Raw genomic sequence first — 20,374 nt, forward strand, 5'->3', positions numbered from 1 at the left:
CCTGTGCTTTGGTATGCCGCGCTTTCAGCGCTGTTGTATGATGTTGGCAATTTTGGACGATTAGTTTTGTATCCGAATCTATTTTTTTACCGCTTCTTCAAAATTTCGCAAACTCAGCTTTTTCAACTCGGTCCGCCATAAGATTAATGAAAAAAGCCCCAGCGGGGCGGCAAAGCACAGCCCGGGGGACAACCCCTGTTTTGAGTTGCACAGAAATGGGTCGAAAAAAACGCCTGGTATGCAGCCAAATCGGGATCGGGCCCTCTGCGATGGTACAGAGGGCCCGATCCGTGGATTATTTGAGAAGCGTCATTTTGCGGGTTTCGGTGTAACTGCCGGCCCGCAGGCGGTAGAGGTAGATCCCACTTGAGAGGCTGCTGCCGTCGAAATGATGCTGATGGGTTCCGGCATGGCGGTGCTCGTCAGCGATGAGGGTTGCGACCCGCTGCCCCTGCAGGTTGAAGACTTCGAGGCTGACTTCAGCCGCTTCCGGCAGCTGATAACTGATTACGGTAACGGGGTTAAAGGGATTGGGATAATTTTGATGGAGGCGGAAGGCCAGCGGGTTTTCCGAGACCGGCTCTGTTGCCGTCGGTACCGCGATGCTGATGAAATAATCCTGCCCGTTGTTGTTATCCCAGCTGTCGTTGTCATAATTGATGACGAAGGATATATTCTGCACTTCCTGCGCCGGGTTGTTAAACGGGCCAAACTGCAGCTGCAGTGAACCGTCATCGAGCTGCGTGAGCGGGGTTTGCACCGCAGGACCTGTGCCCCCAAAAAGAAAGGTGCCGTCAGGCCAGTAGGCTTCGATCGGCTGATTCCAGGTGTTTACGCCCCAGTGCAGGCGTCCGGTCGTGGGGGCGTTGGTGATGGTAAGGGTGATGACATCATCAACGGATGGCTGTGCCGGTTCTATCACGATGGGGCCGTCCGGATCAGGACCCGGGCCGGGACCGCCGCCCTGCGTTTGTCCGACCCAGACATGCTGAATCAGGGACCGGCTCACATTGCCGTGCACATCGGCGGCTTCGACGTAGTAATCAACCATGACCTCAGAAAGGCCGGTGATGGTTGCGCGGAATTCCTCGGCTTTGTGCAGGGGCACCGGGTTGGTTATAGACGGGATAAAGGTGCCGGACATCTCCAGGGTTTCCCACTCGCCTACGCCCGCACCGCCCGCGAAGGTGAGGTTTGCGTTGCTGATGCCGGGGCTTTCCGATACCCGGTAGCGTAAATGCACATAATCAAGGCCGCTCAGATCGAACACGTAGGTCCAGATGTCGAAATCGGAGGGCATCACGCCCTGACTGTCCCACTCGATGCCGCCGGGATTGTAGGGGGTACGCTGCGGCAGAAAGATGGAGGGCGGGGTTTGGTCCGGGCCGTTTTGTACCACGCTGAGCGCTTTCTCAACGGCCTGATTGGCTGCACGCGAAGGGTGGGAATCCCACATTTCAGTGCCATCCCAGTACCAGTAGTCGGAAGCCTGTCCGTTAAGGTAGAACTCCCATGCACGGCGGGTATCCGGGTGATTGGGGTTAATTTGCGCCGCGGTGCGCACGAAGTTTTGGGCGGCGGTCATCACGCCCCAGCTGTTGCGGTCGGGGCTGTAAGGGCCGTCTGCGCCGGGGTAGCTGCCCGGATCGCCCAGCCATTTCTTAAACTCAGGATCGCCGGCGTCTGCGCCCAGCCAGCTGCCGTCCTGCACATGGATGACATCGCTCGGGTTGGGCGGATAGCGGTCGAGATAATCCTGAATAGTGGTAACCACAAAGCGCTCCGGGTTTTGCTGCAGCCAGTTCACCATGTTCTGGAAATTGTGGTTGTAATAGCTCTCGCTGCCGCCGCCGTGATTGTCGCCGTCGTGGTGCAGCACCAACAGTATGGGATGGTTGGGGTCGGTGTTGAAAGCTTCGAACTGACTCATCACGTGCTCATACTGCAGGGCTCCGAAGCCGCCGCGGCCGTCCTCTTCGCCGAGATAGCGGGAGGCGGGAACGGCGATGATGCGGCTTTCCTCGCCGGTTTCGGGATTGGTAAAGGATACGAAGCGCGGCTGATGTGCCCACTGCATGGAAACGGGCGTAGGGGCCCAGAGGCCGCTGAGCTGCTGCCAGTCGCCGGGGTTGGGGTTGCGTACATCGGCCCGGTTGGGACGCTTCACCCCGGAGGCGTCGCCCAGCGGGGCGCCCTCCGATGCCCGCTCGAAGTGCAGGTTATCGACGATCACCCACTCGAAGCCCTCGTCAACCAGCGCAGGGATGATGCGGGGCGAGAAAGCGGTCTCCGGCGGAAAGATGCCGCGGCTGTATTCGCCGGGGAAATATTCGGCCATAATCTCACGGTGCCACTGGATCTGACGGCGGATATCGTCATAATCCGTAAGCGCCATGAGCGGATGATGGTAGCCGAAGCCGGTCATATCAATGCGGGGGTTGCCCATGGATGTCTGCTGTGCAATAGCGCCCAGCCAGGGTGCGCGCCAGTTCTGAAATCCCCAGCCCGCCTGTCGGGCGGCCTCCAGGTTTTCGATCAGTGATCCCGAAAAGCTGACCTGCGCACCAAAATGCGGCATACCGGCGCTGATGCCTTTTTGTACCGCGTTGGCCGGCCAGGTGGTGTAGGGACCGGTTCGGGACGTATGCACTTCCTTTAGCGAAAAACTGTATGCGCCCCGCGCTTCGGTTTCGACCACGCTTTCATACGGCCAGTAAATTGGCTGATGCATGTGCCAGTGGAAGGCGATGTAAATCGGCGGATTCTCCTGCTGCGGCACTTCTGCCTGCTGAGCGCCGGCTTCCGCAAAACCAAAGATGGCTGCTAACATACAGCTCCCCAACACCCTGCTCCATTTTTTCATAGCTGAACTCCTGATTTCATGTGTCTGATTTCTGCACCAATTTTGTAAGCGCTTACAAATTAAGATACAAAAAGCCGCTGAAATGGCAGCATACAATCTTACGGAGACCTGCACCCCGCGTCCCTGCATGTTCAGCTTTTGTTTTTTTTGGGGAAAACTCCGTGCACATCACTGTTTTTCGTGACAGGTCCAATATCCCAAACCTGCGGCAAAGGCGTTGCTTTTTTTTGCAGGCTCTTCGCAGTATGAGGCTGTTTCGCACGAAAAGAAATTTGTTCTACCCCACTGCGCTTTGAATCATTTTTGATGGGTAAACATTCAGAAAAACTCCCTTATGCCACTATTTGCAAGGTCCGGCCTGAGCGAGCGAGCGTAACACGCTTTACCCGGATTGTCTGCGACAAAACAAAGCTGCTTACCGGGCGAATAGGCTCCCGCAAGCTTAAATGTACCCGCTGACCGCAAACCGCGTGAAAGAGTAAACTTCGCCTTGCCCGTGAACCAATTTTTCAGCGCACAAAGCGGGTTGAACATCCAAAAAGCAAGGGATTCAAATTATGATTTGGGAGCGCTGAGCTGCCACGAAAGACCGTGATGCTCTCGGGATTTCCCCCAAAAAAATAAAGCCTTGCACTGCTACGGCGTTGCACACAGGGCACCTGTGTTTAGCTGCCCCCCCTTCGGACTTTGTGCGGCAACATGGTTTTTATCGGTCAAACGGGGGTTTTCAGGTTTGCTATTTTACAAGCTGCATTTGCCTGCTTCGGACCTGTCCGCCTATCTGAAGTTTGTACACATAGGTGCCGGAGCTTAGGGCATACCTTGACGGATCAAAAACAAGCTGCTGCATGCCCGCCGCAACCGGCCCGTTGTAGAGCGTTGCGACGCGCTGACCGCCGGTATTGAACAGTTCGAGCCGTAGGGGTTTTTGGTTGTACTCATCAGGCACCATGAAGCGTATGACGGTGCCGGCGTTGAAGGGGTTGGGGTAGTTCTGATAGAGAAAAATGCCTTCGGGCAGGGCTTCACGGCCCGGCAAAACCGGCATGCCGTCTTCAAGCGGTATGCGCTGTTCAAAGCTGTCGATGATCTGATAGTGCTCGTTTCTTGCGGTTACCATGCGGGTGTCGGGCAACAGCAACAGGTGCCAGTAGTGATGATCGTCGGTGACTTTTTCGAGCCACCAGCGCTGCCGGATGTCGTTTGCCCGGCGTGTTGATACGCCCCATGAGCCATCCCCGACATACACCACACCGGTCGGGTCAACCTGATTCATGCGAATGGGTTTGGTGCGCTTGAAGGTGTGATCGTGGTTTTCGAAGGCAAGCTGAATGCCGTGCTGTTCGAACAGCGGAACCCAGTGATCGCGCACCTGCTGCGAATGTGCGTTGGTGAGCGGACGGAATGAAGGCCATGCCGGCACATGATAGACCGGAAATACGTGCGGCACGTCGCGGAGCCGTTCGAGCTCCGCGCGCAGCCACTCCCGCTGCGGCCCGTCTATGCGGCTCGTATGGTTGGTATCGAGCATGATGAGGCTGAGGTAGTCGCCGGCGTCGAGGGTGAACCAGGCCCGTTTATCGGGAAGGTTGAAGAAGGTGAAATAAAGGGGCGCAAGCCCGGGGTCGGTTCCGTATCCGCCCACTACTTCATGGTTGCCGATACCCGGTACAAAAGGAACCATTCTGCCGTCGGGGGTCACCATGTGTTCCATCCACACCCGGAAAAGTTCGAGCCACCGCCAGACTTTTTCCGGGTTGCCGTCGGCGTAAGCCCAGTCGCCGCCTATGGCTGCGAGCATGGGGTTATCGCGGGCAGCCGCTGCTGTTACGGGTGTCATGAGCGCGGCATTGTGGAACAGATCTCCGCCGCTCACGATACTGAGCGGGGCGTCGAGGGTTTTTGGCAGGGTCTGAAAGCTGAATACCGGGCTGTCTGCTCCGGCTGAGAACCGGATTTCGTAGCGGGTGTCGGGGCGAAGCTGTGTGAGGTGCACTTCCCGCAGCACGCGGCTTATGCCCGGAACTGCGGCATTTCGCGTAAACCCGTGCGAGACCCATGCCGTGTCTCCGGCTTTGCGGTATTCAAAGTTTACCGCTGCGGACGCGCGCGTAATGACGGCTATGTGAATTTCCGTGAGCGGATCGGTGATAAAATAGCTGTACACAAGTTTATCGGTATCGGCGGATGGCGCGGCTTCGGCCATCGCATGGGCGGGTTTCGTGAGGCATACAGCTATCAGAATCAGCGCAGTAAGCACGCACCATTTTCGGAAAGTACTCATAGCCAGACCAAGGCTCAGGTAAGTGTTAATTAAACGTTTCAGTTCTTCAAAGTAGCTTAATATACCTAAAAAAGCGGTACCAATTGTTTTTGTGGTACTTGCAGAATTGAAGCTTAGCCGGTAATATGTGGCATGACCATAACACCTGTTACCTACCTGAATCTTCCGAACGCCCTGTCGCTCAGCCGCCTGCTGGGCGTTCCTTTTTTATTCTGGCTGCTGTATGCCGGGGAGCTCAACACCTTTCTTGGTTTGTATGTCGCCCTGGGCCTTACGGACTTCCTGGACGGCAAGGCAGCCCGCTACCTGAAACAGGAGTCCGAGTTTGGCGCACACCTTGATGCCGCTGCCGATTTCGTGTTCTACCTTTCTTCGGCCTGGTTCTTTTATGTGCTCTTTCCGCATTATCTTGGGCCGAACATGCTGTATCTTCAGCTGCTGCTCGGGCTGTTTTTTTCGAGTATTGTGCTCTCTTTACTCAAATTCCGCAGGGTGCTGTTTCTGCATACCTGGCTGAGCAAGCTGGGCGGCGCTGCTATTTTCATTGCCATGATCGCTTCCTTTTTCATGGATACCACCCTTGTTTTCCGGGCTGTAATCCTGATTTATGCGATCGGCTTCACCGAAGTTATTCTTATCTATCTGATTCACGGCGAGGTGCACCCGGATATCCGCAGCATTTTCAGGCCGCGTTTTTAGTGTTTCGGGGGATGGCTTCATCCCCTGACCGCAGTTTCACTCCCGCTTCATCTTTTTTTACCCTACTATTCATCAAGCTGCTTATTTCATGCATTTCAGATTTCACCCACCTGCTTTTTTTTATCGACTGGCTGCAGCCCTGGTACTGATCATTTTTTGGGCCCTTCCGCCGCTTTTTGCACAGGAGTACAAACTGGTCGTTCACAATGTGGAGAACATTTTTGACATCGATGGTATCGCGGTGTACAGCGAGTATCAGCCGTTCGATGAGGACGGCAACCCGCTGTACCGGCCCGAGCACCTGCTCACCAAAATTCAGAAAACGAGCCGGCTCATGGCCCGTTACAACGACGGTGCCGGTCCTGACCTGATCATGTTTGTAGAAATTGAGAGTGATTTCACGCCTCTGCCCGATTTTGCGCTGCACGACCCGCAGGAAGTTCTCGCGCGCTACGCGCACCTGACCATCGAACAGATGCTGACCACGCACCTTGATGACGAAATCGCCGATCTGCCGGCCGAAATGCTGCTGCTCAAAGGCATGCACGATCACGGGCTTACGGGCTACGATGTGGCCGTCGCCTATGAACGGGACGCAGACGGGCGTCCGGTGCATGCGGTTAAAAACGTGTTGTTTTCGCGGCTGCCCATTCAGCACGAACGCACCCGCGCTCTGCCTGCCGGCACCGCACGCCCTACGCTGGAAGCCTGGGTTGATGTGCACGGGCACGAGCTCGCGCTTTTTGTGAATCACTGGCGCGCAAGGGCTTCAGATGCCGAACTGGAGCTCGTCCGCATTGAAAACGCGCGGGTTGTGCGCGAACGGCTTGATGCGCTGCTGGCCGGAAATCCACAGCTGGACTTCATCCTGGGCGGCGACTTCAACAGTCAGTACCATCAGTCGCACCGGTACCCGTACATGGAAGTCACAGCGGTGAACGACATCCTGCGCTCGGTTGGCGATGAGCGCGGCGTGAAGCGGGGCGAGGTTGATGGCGTGTACAATCTCTGGTATGAGCTACCGCTGGATGAGCGCGGTTCGGATGTTTTTCGCGGCAACTGGGGCACGCTTATGCAGCTCATGATTGGCACCGGCTTGTACGATTTCGAGGGCGTGCAGTACGTGGATAACAGTTTTGCGGTTGGCCGCTGGCCCGGTAAAAACGTGTATGCCAACAGCGGCGCCCCAAGGCGCTGGCACTTCTTTGGGGATGGCGGCGGCTACTCCGATCACCTGCCCATCAGCATGCGGTTCCGTGTAGCTGACGCAGATGCCAATGAAGACGCGGCTTTTCTCACCCTTGAAAATCCGGGTGTTAATGATGACGAGGACAGCTTTGTTATTCCGGTGCGCTATGAAATGCCGGAGCGCGCAGACGTTCATTTCCCGGATGCTTACGCCGGTCATGACATCCGCACAGCTGCTTTTTTTGATGAGCTTTTCTGGATTCAGGCCGACATTACGGACGGCTTTCAGGTGGAGGTGAACGGGCAGCTGTATGACCTTTGGGCACCGGCTTTCAATGTGCGGCAGCGGTTTTCGTCAGATGCGGGCAGCGGGGAGGTGGTCAGCTTCATCGGTCGACTCGGCAAATTCCGGGGCAACTGGCAGTTTGTAATTGAAAGCGAGGCGTATATCAATCCCGATTGGGAGTAGTATTTTTCAGGCCGCTCATCCCGCTTCATCAAAACGTTTGTTTTATAAGGATATAAAAACCTATTTTGGAGACAAATAACTTCAAAACAGGTTTAACTGCGTGACTGTATGAAACTGAGAAGCTATGCCGAGTGGGAGGCGTCCTGCAAAAGCTGCCTGAAGGATGCCCGGGAAATTACCCGTCAGATGGACCATGATGCGTTTAACTGGAAACCATCTCCAAACAAATGGTCAGCGGCGGAGTGTCTTGAACATCTGAATATGAGTGCTTCCAAAATGCTGCCGATTCTGGACACAGCGCTACGGAAAGGAGCTTCAAACCAAATAACCGGAGAGCCGCCTTTTGAGACCGGTTTTATCGGCGCATGGTTTCTGAGAGGCTCCGGGCCTTCCGGGAAGCCGGTTCCGGCACCCGCTGTGTACAAGCCGGCGCAATCATCCTACACAAAGGAGAAAATCCTTGGCCGCTTTGAGGCGTTACAGCAAGACTATCAGCGCCTGCTTGGTTTTAGTCAGCGGCACGAACTTGATCTGAGCCGGATTTACGCCCGTTCGGCCTTCACCCCATTACTGCGATTCAATGCGGCGACCTGGTTTCAGGCCATGCCGGGACATCAGCAACGGCATTTGTCACAAATCAGGCGACTCACCGCTTCGCCGGATTTTCCCGCTGCCTGATTTGGGCATTGCCTGTTTGCAGCTTCCGCAAACCGTATAGGCTACAATAATGCCGGCGGGATTATCTTCTGTAAGCTCTACAGGCTCGTTCCATTCTTCTCCTACTTTTATTTTGCCGCAGATACTGCAGCGCATGCGGATCGTCGTATCAGGATTTCGCGAGTGATGCCGGATGACAACTTTCTTTTCAAGCGGCTCAACTGAAATCAGCTCGTTATCAACGCGGAGCACTTTTTCGTCTTCCGGGGAAATCCGCATAGACATGACGCGCTTGAGCTGCGGGGAGTCGCACCTGTAGATGCGTTCAACCGGTTCGTTGCGCAGTTCCGCAAGCTGAAATAAAGCTTCAAGCCACATCCGGGTTGGCGCACCGGTCACAAAATCCCAAATGGGCCGGCCTATGACCGATCGCGACAATGCCCGCTTCCCGTCGTTCTGCGCGGCAAATTCGTCCCACTCCCCGCCCACAGCAATTATCAGCTTGGCCTTGCTGACCTTATAGGTTGTCCGTGTTTTTTGGGAAGAAGGTTCCATACTGGAAAGCTATGGGGTACAAGGGTTTATTGCAAGGGGATTTGCGGCTTAGTGATTTTTAAGTTTTATCTGAAAGACTTCAATTATTTTCATTCTCGTTTGCGCGATTGATCTGAGACTTACTCAAATCTCCATGGTATCCAAAGAAACTACGGTCAATGGCCAAATCAATATCTTCTGAAAACCGCTCAATCAAACCCCAGCCTTTGCTCAGAGAAGTACCACCCTTGAATACCAGGTGCTCACTGTAAGGCAAATTGAAAGAAGCATTTAAGCATAATGACACCCACCAATCTTTTTCAATGGCTGCAGCTGGTAAACCTGTTAACTCTGAAGCGTTATTAAGAATCTGAACCCGTCTTGCAGGTAACAACTTTAACCAACTGGTATTCATGACACTACCTGCATTAAAATTTTAGTGATCCATTCGGGAGCGAGTTTGGCGTCACTGATTATGTTTTCTCTGTTTTCATTTTTCAATACAACCTTAATTTTTTGGGTTGTTTTTTCATCCAAACTGTTTCGGCCTATGGTTTTAAGGGCCTGAATTGCGAGGGTACTTATCTCACCCTTGAGCAATAGGTTTTTAGGACTTGTTTTTTTAAAAGCGATGGTTCGCTTACCAATCTTTACCGTCCGTGCAGTTCCGTCCGTCAAATAGGCGACTTTCATAGGAACCTGAGCTGATAAGCCCAACTTATTAAGTGCCTGAACACCTGTAGGAATAATTCTCGCTTTGTCGCGTCTGGCTATTGCCTTTGCAATTTCTTCAGTTGACGGGTAAAGTATGCCAAATTGTTCGTCAGTTTCAGGGTAAAGGTATATTCCGTGAGCCAATCGATTCAGAACACCTTTTTCGTTGAGACGAAATAAGGCTTTTTTTACGCTTTCTCTTGCACCGTAATCCAAAAAATCATCAACGAAGAGAATACTTCCTTTGGGAATACTCCCTAAAGCGCTTGCAATTTTACTTTCTACTTGAGGTCTTTTCATAGTTTTTTTATTGATATTTCGTCCCAAATCTAAGCAATTTTTGGGACGAGAGTAATCAGTCAAAGCACGTTGATTGTACATCACTCATTCCGCAAGCTCAAACCCAATACTGTTGGCAAACAAGAGTCCTTTTTGGGTCAGGCGCAGGGTGCCGGTGCCGGTGTTTGTTCCCGTTTCGGTCAGAGGTTCCATGAGGCCTTCCGCAGCGAAGCGGGCGGCGGTTTCGCGCTGCTTGGGGCTGAGCTCGTACTTATAGCGGGTGCGCAGTTCTTCGAGGCTGACGCCCCTGCGGGTTCTCAGACCAAGCAACAAGCGCTCTTCGCCCAGTTCATGCAGCGTGTAGGCGTCTGTAAGCACGCGGTGAAACGCAATGCCGGGATCAGGATCCATGTAGGTTTTGAGGCGGGCGGCAAGCTGCGTTCGTTTGGCGCCTTTGCCGTCAGCCTGCCACCAGAAACCGTGCGAGCCGGGCCCGAAGCTGAGGTAATTTTCATGACGCCAGTATGCACCGTTGTGGCGTGACTCGTGACCAGGGCGGGCGTAGTTGCTCACTTCGTAGCGTATCAAACCGGCTTCGGCAAAGGTGTCGGTCACGAGCTGCATTTGAGCGGCGACTTCGTCGTCATCCGGGGGCTGCACGAGCTGCTTTTTGACCATGCGGTAGAGTTTGGTGTTTTCTTCCACCGTAAGGCTGTATGCGGAAACATGCGGCGGGTTAAACTGCAGCAACAGACGCAGATCTTCAGACAAGGCTTCCAGGCTCTGACCCGGATTTCCGTAGATGAGGTCGGCGGTCCAGCCTGGCAGGCCTGCCCCGGCCAGGGCTTCGAGCGCGCGCAGGGCTTCATCACGGGTGTGGGCGCGGTTCATGAAGCGGAGGCGGTTTTCATCAAAGGTCTGCACGCCCATGCTCACCCGGGTAATGCCCGCTTCCTTCAGCTCCGAAAGCCTGCCGGGATGCACATCATCGGGGTTCATCTCCAGGGTGATTTCCGCGCCGGGTTCGAGCGTCCAGCCCGCGCGGATGCGCGCAATGAGGGCCGCGATTTCATCCGTCGTGAGGCGGGATGGGGTGCCCCCGCCGAAGTAGAGCGTTCGTACCGGCTCTGCGGTGAGTGCGGGAAAGTGCGTCTGCGTGTGCGCGATCTCGCGCAGCATCTGCGGCACGAAGCCATCGCGGTGCTTGAGCGAAGTCTCAAAGTAAAAATCGCAGTAGGTGCACGCCTGCCTGCAAAACGGAATGTGAATGTAGATGCCGGACATAGGTTGGTGCGTCAGCTCAGCCGCCGCGCTGCTTTGTTTTAGGGATGATGCGTCCTCTGCCCTGCCCTACATCGGGGACTTGAACGCCATGATGCGGCTGTAGGCCTGTTCGATGCGGGCGCGGGGGATGCGCCCTTCTTCCACGGCGGCACTCAGGGTGCGGATGGCCTTGCGCGTGATCTCCGGCTCATACACCGAGTTGTTGGCAAAAACCAGCACGTCAATGCCGGCAAGTACGGCCAGCTCCAGCGCCTGCTCCAGTCCGTAAAAATCGGTGATGGCGCCCATCTGCATGTCGTCCGAAAACAGGAGTCCGGTGAAGCCGAGTTCGTCGCGCAACAGCCCGGTCATGATTTCGGGTACCAGGGTCGCGGGGTGCTCGGGGTGCCAGTTGGCGTTGAAGATGTGCGCGCTCATCACGAGCTGCGCGCTGCCGTCGGCGAAGAGTGCGCGATAAGGCTCGAATTCGGTCTCGGTCCAGGTTTCGGTGACATCCGCCATGCCGTAGTGCGAGTCGTTCCAGGCGCTGCCGTGTCCGGGGAAGTGCTTCACCGTGCCCCAAACGCCCTCCTCCCGGAAGCCTTCGAGGGTGAGGCGCGCATGTTCGGTCACCTTCGCGGGGTCAGCCGAAAAGCTGCGACCCAACTGACCAATCACCGGATTTTGCGGGTTCACGTTTACATCCACAACCGGCGAAAAGTTGATGTTGATGCCCGCCTCTGCCAGCATGCGTCCGGTCTGACGCGCAACGCGCAGGGTGGAATCCGGATGGTTCACCCGCCCGAGATGTTCGTGCGAGGGGGTATCGGGAAAACCGAAGCGGGGCTTGAGACGGTTTACGCGACCGCCTTCCTGATCAATGGCTACCAGCAAGGACGTCTCAGCAAACTGCTGCAGCTGTCGCACGAGACGCGCGAGCTGCTCCGGAGATTGCACGTTCCGCTCGGCACGGCGGTTCGGCACATCGTAGTCGAAGAGGATCACGCCCCCAAGGTTGCGGTCGCGGATGTCCTGCACAACCCAGTGCGTTTCGCTGATTTCAAAGCCGCGAAAGCCGACCATCATCATTTGCCCGATCATCGCTTCCAGCGAAACATCTTCGGCTGCCTCAGCAACAGAAATCGGGATTTCCGGATCCGCCTGCCGGGCACAGGCCTGGACGTTCATCATCCCCAAAAACAAAAAAATCAGTGCTGTGAAAGAAGCACGGTAAACAGCCGTCATGGTTTTTCTCCTGATGAAAGTTTGAAATCTGAATTTAGGACTGCGGCGCGGTAGCGGATGCCACAAGTTCGCGGGCGCTGCTAAGCACGGCTTCGGTGAGGTCGGTGCCGCTCATGAGGCGGGCAACTTCGCGGATGTGCTCTTCCTCGCTGAGCCGGTCGATGCGGGTGACGGTGCGCTCGTCGGTCTCGGTTTTGCGCACCACGTAGTGCGTGTGCGCCATGCAGGCAATCTGCGGGAGGTGCGTGATGGAAAGAATCTGCACGGTATCAGCCAGTCCGCGCATGGTGCGACCGACCTGCTGCGCAATCGGACCGCTGATGCCGGTGTCGATTTCGTCGAAAATCATCACGGGCAGTCGCTGCTCGCGGGCGAGGATGGATTTCAGGGCCAGCATGATACGGCTCATCTCCCCGCCGGACGCGGTGCGCGAGAGCGGTTTGGGGGCCTCTCCTTTGTTGGTTGATATGTAGAAGCTGAGGTCATCGGCGCCGTCAGCGGCACAGGCGATGCGCTTGCCGTCTATTTCAATCCAGCCATCGGATTGCTCCCTCCAGCGCACCACTACCGCAAAGCGGGCGTGCCGGAAGCCCAGATGCATGAGTTCCCTTTCGATATCTCCGGAGAGCCGCTCGCCCTCCGCAATACGCGCGTCATGCAGGGCTTTCGCTTTCGCGCCAAGAACACCGGCTGCTTTTTGAATCTGAACATCCAGCTTTTCAAGTTCGGCCTCAAAATTATCGGCCAGGCTCAGGGTTTGTTCAACCTCCTCCATGTACGTCAGCAAAGCCTCGGGACTCTTGCCGTATTTTTTTTCCAACCGCCGGAGTTCGGCCTGCCGCTGACGCAGCGTCTCCAGCTGCACGGGGTTGAACTCGATGTTGGTCTGATACTGCTCGGTAAAGCGCAACAGCTCCTCTACGCTGATGCGCGCTGTTTCCAGTTCCTGCACATAGCTCTCAAACTCCGGCTCAAGCTGCGCCATCTGTCCGAGCGCCTGCTCCATCATCCCCAAAAAATCCAGCGCGTTAAACTTGCCGTCGCGTCCGGCTGTCAGGATTTTGGCTGCGGTTTCGTTGAGCTCCTCGCTGCTGTCAAGAAGACGAATGTCGCGCTCGAGCTGCTCGGTTTCGTCGGGTTTGAGATCGGCGGCGCGCAGCTCACGCAGCTGAAAACGGTAGAGCTCCTGTTTTTCCCGAAGCTCCCGCTCCCTTTTCTGCAAGGCCGCTTTTTGTTTGCGCAGCTCGCTCACCGCTTCAAAACTGCGGACATAGGCTTCAAGTGCAGCTGCTACGCCTGGGCGGCTGTCGATGACTTCACGATGGTTTTCTTCGCGCAGCAACAGCTGATGGTCATGCTGTCCGTGCAGATCAACAAGAAGGCCGCCGACCTGCTTAAGCACGCTCAGCTGAACGGGCGTATCATTAATAAAGGCACGGCTGCCGGAATGCCGCACTTCCCGGCGGATAATGGTTTCGGGGGCAGGCTCTACGCCGTGTTCCAGCAAAAGCGCGGCAAGCTTTTCGTCCTCACCGGTTTTCAGGATAACTTCAGCAATGGCTTTGGCAGCGCCTTGCCGGATGCTTTCGAGCTGCGCGCGCTCACCCAGCAAAATATTCAGTGCCCCGATTATGATGGATTTCCCGGCTCCGGTTTCCCCGGTGATGATATTGAGACCCGGCTCAAAGCTGGTCTCGAGTTCATCAATCAGCGCAAAATCTTTAATATATAAGGAAGCAATCACGGTGATAAGCGGACTTTGGGGGTTCTGTGACACAATCGAAAGAATCAGCTGCAGTCCTGAACTGCAACCCGCATAAGGTACGCAATCAACAGCTTTAATTCAGCTGACCGAAGCGGCTTATTAGGCTTAACCCGCATTATTCACAATCAAATGAAATTTATTAGCTCAACGCTTATTTAAGTTTTCCTTATCGAAAAAAATGGCAGCCCGAAATCGGCTATACTGCAAGGCCTGTGCTCCGTGCTAAGCGACTCCTCGGGCAGCGAAATTTCCACGCTGGCCACGTTGAAGCTGAAAACTCATACTCAGGGTACTTGGGTACCCCTCCGCTGAGTTTTCAGCTTCGCCTTGTCAGCAAGCAAATTTCTTGGTGAATAATGCGGGTTAATAATGAGTTTACAAACCCTTATCTTTCCGGGTTCGCAATTCAGGCTTACAGCCGTAATCAGCTGCAGGTTCGCTGATGCACCAATTTTTTATTTTTTAGCCTTTTTATGGATCTACCCGCAATCGACGAGAAAAAAATCGGAAAATCATCATTTGAGCTTAATGAACAAGAAACGAGTAGCAAGCCTATTCCATCAGAGCTGCCCGTTTTACCGCTGCGCGATACCATCGTTTATCCCGGCACCATGTTCCCGCTTCTGGTTGGGCGGGAGTCTTCCCTAAAAGCCATCGACGCCGGCATTGATAAGGGCAAATTTGTACTGCTGCTTGGTCAGAAAAATCCGGATACGGACAACCCAAAGCCCGAAGATCTCTACACCGATGGCTGTATCGCGGCCATCACGCAGGTGCTGCGGCTCCCCAACTCACTGGTTAAGGTACTGGTGAACGGCATTCTTCCGGCCAAGGTGAAAAGCCTGACCGAAAACGAAGGCTATCTCACTGCGACCACCAAATTTAAGCTGAGCGCCACCCGCTTCCGCAAAACCGAGCGCCTCGCCTCCCTCGTGCGCAAAACGCGGGATAAGTTCGAGCGCTTTGTCATCATGAATCAGGAAGTGCCGGAAGAAGTACTCACAAGTTTGGATGAAGGTGATGAGTACCTCGAACCCAACCTGTACCTGATGGCTTCCCACCTCGATATGTCGGTGGAAGAGCGTCAGAAGTTCCTCGAGCTCGAAACCCTGGAACAGCTCTACCGGCTGTTACTGGCCAAAGTGACCCGCGAGCTTCAGGTACTGGTGGTAAGCACCGAAATCAATGAAAAGGTGCAGGAAGAAATTCAGGAGACGCAGCGCCGCTTTTTCATTCAGGAACAAATCCGTGCCCTGCAGGACGAGCTTGATGAAGGCGAAGTAGCCGATCCGGAGCTGCAAAAGCTCAAAGAACAGATCGAAACAGCCAAAATGCCGGAAGAAGCGCACGCCAAAGCGATGGAAGAACTCGAGCGCCTCAAGAAAACCCCGCAGATGTCGCCCGAGTACGGCGTAGGCCGCAACTACCTCGACTGGATGACGAGCCTGCCCTGGAGCACCGCTTCTCCCGATAACCTCGACATTCAGGGCGTGCAGGATGTGCTTGAAAAAGAGCATTACGGTCTCGAAAAACCCAAAGACCGCATTCTCGAACACATCGCCGTGCTAAACCTTGTAGAAAACCTGAAGGGGCAAATTCTTTGTTTCGTAGGCCCTCCCGGCGTAGGAAAAACTTCGATGGCCAAATCCATTGCGCGCGCGCTGAACCGGAAAATGGTACGTATCAGCCTGGGCGGCGTAAGCGACGAAGCCGAAATCCGGGGGCATCGCCGCACCTACATCGGCTCCATGCCCGGCCGCATTATTCAGGGCATGCGCAAAGCCGGCACCGTGAATCCGGTAATGATTCTGGATGAAATCGACAAAGTCGGCCATGACTTCCGGGGCGACCCGTCTTCGGCCATTCTCGAAGTCCTCGATCCCGAACAGAACAACACTTTCAATGACCACTACCTCGACATGGATTATGACCTGTCGCGGGTGATGTTCATCGCTACGGCCAACGTTGCTTCGTCCATACAGCCGGCCCTGCTCGACCGCATGGAAATCATCAACCTGCCCGGCTACCTGGAGCACGAAAAACTGGAGATCGCCAAGCGGCACCTCATCCCCAAAATGCTCAAATCCCACGGGCTGAAAGCCTCGCAGGTCCGCTTCCACAAGAGCGGCATTCTGCACCTCATCCGGAACTACACTTCCGAAGCCGGCGTGCGGACACTGGAGCAACAGGTAGCTGCCGTTTGCCGCAAAATCGCCCGTAAATACGTCCTCGCCCGCGCCAAAGGGGAAGAAGACCCCACCTTTAAAGTCAACGAAGAACTCGTTTCCGAACTCCTCGGCGTACCCAAATACCGCGACCGCACGCCGGACCGCACCGACCGCGCAGGCACCGTAAACGGACTCGCATGGACGAGCACCGGCGGGGCCATCCTGCAGATCGACGTAGCGGTGATGGAAGGCAAATCCAATTTCCGCCTTACCGGCAAGCTGGGCGATGTGATGAAAGAATCGGCACAGGCCGCCCTCACCTACATCCGCTCGCATGCGTCGAAATACGGTATCGCCGCTGACTTCTTCGACAAACATGAGCTGCACATTCACATTCCCGAAGGCGCCATTCCGAAAGACGGGCCGAGCGCGGGCATGGCCATGGTACTCGCTATGCTGTCGCTGTTAACCGGCAAGCGCGTGCGCCACGATGTGGGCATGACCGGCGAAATCACCCTTCGCGGGGATGTGCTCGCCATTGGCGGCCTCAACGAGAAGCTGCTCGCAGCACAGCGCAACAAGCTCAGCCGCGTGCTCATCCCCAAAGACAACGAGCCCGACCTGACGGAAATCCCGGCCAAAGTAAAAGACGGACTCGAAATTATCCCGGTGAGTACGGTAACCGAAGCCATCAGCCAAAGCTTCCGCGATCCGCTGGAAGAAACCAAAGACTGACGTCCCGCGCGGATGTGCTGCCCCGAACCGGAAGCACATCCGCATGCCAAAACCATCATCATGTCTGAGAACAGCTACGAGAAGGAAATCCGCCAGCTTCGCCTCGAAGTCGCACCCGGTCAGACGACCCCGGTGCGCATCGACCGCTACCTTGCTGAGATGGTGCAAAACGCTACCCGCAGCAAGGTGCAGCAAGCCATCACCGCAAAACGGGTGCTCGTAAACGGTGCGCCCACCAAAGCCTCCTACATTGTACAGGCCGGCGATGTGATTGAAGCGGAAATCCTCAAACCCAAAATCCCGGACCTCGCCCCCGAAGAGATACCCCTCGACATCGTGCACGAAGACGACGACCTGCTCGTGATCAACAAGCCCGCAGATATGGTTGTGCATCCGGCCTTCGGCAACTGGACCGGCACCCTGGTCAACGCCCTCCTCCATCACACCGGCGAGCTGTCGGAAACCAACGACCCGGCGGTGCGTCCCGGCATCGTGCACCGTATCGACAAAGGCACGAGCGGCCTTCTCGTCGTTGCCAAACATGATACGGCACATCAGCGACTGGCCAAACAGTTCGCCGCGCACAGCATCGCGCGCACCTATCAGGCCATCGTGTGGGGGCATCCGCCTCAGGAAGGCACCTTCGATTCACTCATTGGCCGGAGTCCGCGCGACCGCAAACGCATGGCCGTGCTCACCGACGGACGCGGCAAACGCGCGGTAACGCACTACCGCGTGCTCGAACACTTCGATCACCTCAGCCTCATAGAAGCCCGTCTCGAAACAGGCCGCACGCATCAGATCCGCGTACACTTCGCCGACGCCGGCTTCCCCCTGCTCGCCGATGAAGCGTACGGGGGTGCAAGTATTCGCTACGGCTCCAACACCGGGTTTCGGAAAGACCTGTTCCAAAAACTCTTCAAGCGTCTCGGACGACAATGCCTGCACGCCAAAACACTGGGTTTTGAGCATCCCGCAACCGGCGCCCCCGTCGCATTCGACTCCCCGCTGCCCCCCGACTTCCGGGAAGCCCTGCACGCGCTGCGTCAATACTGCCAATAACTATCGTTTTTTTTTGGGGGAAACTCCGTGAACATCACGGTCTTTCGTGACAGATCAAGGCCCCCAAACCTAAGATGAATCCCTTGCTTTTTTATTCCGAGACAAACTATCTCCGGAAGCCTGAACGACCTTACTTAATCCTCTGAAACCAAATCATATTCGTACTACTGCAACCTATGAAGACCAAAAACATCGACATTGCCATCGAACTTGACGACAAGGACGTACCCGAAAAAATTACCTGGAACGCCTTAGACGCCGGTCTGGACAAACCCGCAAACTGCAGGGCCATGCTGCTCTCGCTTTGGGATAACGACAACAAACAGACCCTCAAGCTCGACCTCTGGACCAAAAACATGACCGTTGACGAGATGAAACTCTTCTTCTACGAAACCCTCTCCACAATGGCCGACACTTTCGAAAAGTCAACCAAAGATGACCGCATGAGCGGCGACATGCGCGATTTCTGCGAATACTTTGCCGAGAAGATGGAGATTAAAAAGTAAAAGTAAACGGATACAGAAATTCCGGAGCACACACACAACTGTCAGTGCTCCGGAAAACCTAACATCAGCATTGGGGTACAGGATTCTGACAAAATCGCTTCAACGCTGCAATATCATACTTAGCAACAATCATTAGCCGAATAGTTTAAGTCGGTACACGCACCTATTATTCTAATCTGCAGTCATACTGATAGTTGACCTAAATAAATAATGACAAGCAGCTGCACCTCCAATCATAATCACATATTTGTATGTGATTATGATAAACCGGCTTCAGCCCAAAAGTACTCGGAAAAATAATATTTGCTAAACTCATATACACAATATTAGCAAATACTTAGAAGAATTATTTTTTGCGGAATGATTCTTTGTTGAATACAGATATAATAGTTTATATTCAAAAGCTCATTTGAGCTCAAGGATTCATATCAACTAACTCTATATAACTGTCATGAAACAAATTTACAAAGCAGGAAAAGGGCTGCTTGCTGCAAGCCTCTTACTTTTCGGAACATCTGCAGTTGCAAACGCGCAGGTTTTCCAGATGGAAGCACAAAACCAGTTCCCTTCCACACAAATCACTGAGCCTGTTTCCGGGGTAATGGATTCAGAGATTCTGTTCCAGCAAAACCGTGCTGATACAGGGGGTATTGTTTCCGGTACCTTTGAAGGACTTGGTACGGCAACATTCAGCGCCGATGATTTTGAACTTTCTACCCCGGCAACACTTACATCTATCTCTGTTTTGGGCTTCCAGAACAATGCAACTTACCTTGATGGTATTCTGCTTGGTGTACAGGTTTACATCTTCTCCAATGCAGGTGGCGCACCCGGCGGTCAGCCCTACGACGGCGACGCACTCCTCCAAATCGAGCTCGACCTCGATGATCCGCGCCTTGAAGTAACTCAGGAAAGCAACCTTTACACATTCAACGTCGATGTTTCCGGTGAAAACTGGTTCCTTCCTGCTGAGCGCTACTGGCTGTCTGTAGCACCTGTTCAGGATCTTGCCGACCTGGACGGTGCTAACCGCTGGAACTGGGCGCAGGGCGAGCAAAACTTTGGCGAGCCTATGCTTGTTGATCCTGACAACAACTTCAACGGCAACTTCTTTGACTGGACTCCCTTCTCCGTTTTGGGAATTGATTGGAACCCCTCCGGTCTTGTAATGACCATCGAAGGTATTCCTGGTGAAGCTTCAGTTGATCTTGGTCCGTTCAGCCTTCTTTCCCCGCCTAATGGTATTGAAGTTGACCTTATCTTCGAAGGCGACACCGAAATCGCCATTCAGTGGGAAGCTTCTGAAAATGCAACCGACTACGCATGGGTAGCACACCTTGAAGGCAATGATCTCACCGATCCCCTCCTCAACGTGCCTACCGGTGCTGAGACCGAGCTTGTCCTCACAGATGGCGCCATCTATGGTATTCTTACCGACCTTGGTGTTGAGCCGGGTACTGCCGTCACCATTGACTGGAGCGTTGTAGCTTCTGCCGGTGATAATACCCTCTTCGCTGACGAAACATGGAGTGTAACCTTCACCCTCGTTCCAGCAACCAACATTGGCCGCGACGAAATCGTGAGCGGGTTTGAGCTCGGACAAAACTACCCGAACCCCTTCAACCCAACCACTAACATCAGCTTCACCCTCCCTGAAGCTTCTGAAGTTAGTCTTGAAGTGTTCAATATGCAGGGTCAGCGCGTTGCTACCCTCGCCAACGGCAGCTTCTCAGCCGGCAACCACACCGTAACCTTCGACGCAGCCAACCTCTCAAGCGGTATCTACCTCTACCGCATGACATCAGGCGCTTTCACACAAACCAACAAAATGATGCTCGTGAAGTAGTTTCACACCATTAGCATCAGCTTGCTGATTTTAAGGTCCGGAGTATGTACTCCGGACCTTTTTTTTGTTTTGTGAGGTTAATTTCCGGCTACAAATT

At 54.5% G+C, this 20,374-nt stretch carries 15 protein-coding genes; 7 read left to right on the top strand and 8 right to left on the bottom strand.

The window, feature by feature from the left end; translation table 11 throughout:
• Nucleotides 1-295: 295 nt before the first annotated feature.
• Nucleotides 296-2,830 carry a T9SS type A sorting domain-containing protein gene (locus CYPRO_RS13585; RefSeq protein ID WP_164682804.1) on the bottom strand — a complete coding sequence of 845 codons (2,535 nt, stop codon included), beginning with the start codon at nucleotides 2,828-2,830 and terminating at the stop codon, nucleotides 296-298.
• A gap of 769 nt (nucleotides 2,831-3,599) precedes the next feature.
• Nucleotides 3,600-5,147 (bottom strand): T9SS type A sorting domain-containing protein, encoded by a 1,548-nt coding sequence (locus CYPRO_RS13590; protein ID WP_114985131.1) that lies wholly within the window; start codon nucleotides 5,145-5,147, stop codon nucleotides 3,600-3,602.
• Nucleotides 5,148-5,279: 132 nt separating this feature from the next.
• Between CYPRO_RS13590 and CYPRO_RS13595 the strand changes: the two genes are divergently transcribed.
• From CYPRO_RS13595 to CYPRO_RS13605, 3 genes are all read left to right on the top strand, one after another.
• Complete coding sequence (locus CYPRO_RS13595) at nucleotides 5,280-5,846, top strand: CDP-alcohol phosphatidyltransferase family protein (RefSeq protein ID WP_114985132.1); 567 nt, start codon at nucleotides 5,280-5,282, stop codon at nucleotides 5,844-5,846.
• Between the two features lie 88 nt (nucleotides 5,847-5,934).
• Nucleotides 5,935-7,503, top strand: a complete 1,569-nt coding sequence (locus CYPRO_RS13600) for an endonuclease/exonuclease/phosphatase family protein (RefSeq protein ID WP_114985133.1) — start codon at nucleotides 5,935-5,937, stop codon at nucleotides 7,501-7,503.
• 108 nt (nucleotides 7,504-7,611) lie between these two features.
• On the top strand, nucleotides 7,612-8,181 hold the full coding sequence (locus tag CYPRO_RS13605; RefSeq protein ID WP_114985134.1) for a DinB family protein: 570 nt from the start codon (nucleotides 7,612-7,614) through the stop codon (nucleotides 8,179-8,181).
• Here the strand turns inward: CYPRO_RS13605 and CYPRO_RS13610 are convergent.
• From CYPRO_RS13610 to recN, 6 genes are all read right to left on the bottom strand, one after another.
• Complete coding sequence (locus tag CYPRO_RS13610) at nucleotides 8,134-8,715, bottom strand: hypothetical protein (RefSeq protein ID WP_114985135.1); 582 nt, start codon at nucleotides 8,713-8,715, stop codon at nucleotides 8,134-8,136. The two genes, CYPRO_RS13605 and CYPRO_RS13610, sit on opposite strands and share 48 nt — an antisense overlap.
• Nucleotides 8,716-8,794: 79 nt before the next feature.
• On the bottom strand, nucleotides 8,795-9,109 hold the full coding sequence (locus CYPRO_RS13615) for a nucleotidyl transferase AbiEii/AbiGii toxin family protein (RefSeq protein ID WP_114985136.1): 315 nt from the start codon (nucleotides 9,107-9,109) through the stop codon (nucleotides 8,795-8,797).
• Nucleotides 9,106-9,708, bottom strand: a complete 603-nt coding sequence (locus CYPRO_RS13620; RefSeq protein WP_114985137.1) for a DUF6088 family protein — start codon at nucleotides 9,706-9,708, stop codon at nucleotides 9,106-9,108. Before CYPRO_RS13620 ends, CYPRO_RS13615 begins: the two co-directional genes overlap by 4 nt.
• A gap of 84 nt (nucleotides 9,709-9,792) precedes the next feature.
• Nucleotides 9,793-10,971: a radical SAM family heme chaperone HemW gene (hemW, locus tag CYPRO_RS13625; protein WP_114985138.1), complete on the bottom strand. Its 1,179-nt coding sequence runs from the start codon at nucleotides 10,969-10,971 to the stop codon at nucleotides 9,793-9,795.
• A gap of 66 nt (nucleotides 10,972-11,037) precedes the next feature.
• On the bottom strand, nucleotides 11,038-12,195 hold the full coding sequence (locus tag CYPRO_RS13630; protein ID WP_164682806.1) for a glycoside hydrolase family 3 protein: 1,158 nt from the start codon (nucleotides 12,193-12,195) through the stop codon (nucleotides 11,038-11,040).
• A 34-nt stretch (nucleotides 12,196-12,229) separates the two neighbouring features.
• Nucleotides 12,230-13,972, bottom strand: a complete 1,743-nt coding sequence (gene recN / locus CYPRO_RS13635; protein WP_240644762.1) for a DNA repair protein RecN — start codon at nucleotides 13,970-13,972, stop codon at nucleotides 12,230-12,232.
• Nucleotides 13,973-14,433: 461 nt separating this feature from the next.
• Between recN and lon the strand changes: the two genes are divergently transcribed.
• The 4 genes from lon (at nucleotide 14,434) to CYPRO_RS13655 (ending at nucleotide 20,277) form a co-directional block, all read left to right on the top strand.
• Nucleotides 14,434-16,863, top strand: coding sequence for an endopeptidase La (lon, locus tag CYPRO_RS13640; protein ID WP_114985139.1), 2,430 nt, complete (start codon nucleotides 14,434-14,436; stop codon nucleotides 16,861-16,863).
• Nucleotides 16,864-16,923: 60 nt separating this feature from the next.
• Nucleotides 16,924-17,925, top strand: coding sequence for an RluA family pseudouridine synthase (locus CYPRO_RS13645; protein ID WP_114985816.1), 1,002 nt, complete (start codon nucleotides 16,924-16,926; stop codon nucleotides 17,923-17,925).
• A 176-nt stretch (nucleotides 17,926-18,101) separates the two neighbouring features.
• A complete protein-coding gene (gene gldC / locus CYPRO_RS13650) occupies nucleotides 18,102-18,431 on the top strand; it encodes a gliding motility protein GldC (protein WP_114985140.1) in 330 nt (109 codons plus the stop codon).
• A gap of 451 nt (nucleotides 18,432-18,882) precedes the next feature.
• Nucleotides 18,883-20,277 carry a T9SS type A sorting domain-containing protein gene (locus CYPRO_RS13655; protein WP_114985141.1) on the top strand — a complete coding sequence of 465 codons (1,395 nt, stop codon included), beginning with the start codon at nucleotides 18,883-18,885 and terminating at the stop codon, nucleotides 20,275-20,277.
• Nucleotides 20,278-20,374: the final 97 nt, after the last annotated feature.

Origin of the sequence: Cyclonatronum proteinivorum (assembly GCF_003353065.1) — a bacterium.
Taxonomy (GTDB): Bacteria; Bacteroidota; Rhodothermia; order Balneolales; family Cyclonatronaceae; genus Cyclonatronum; species Cyclonatronum proteinivorum.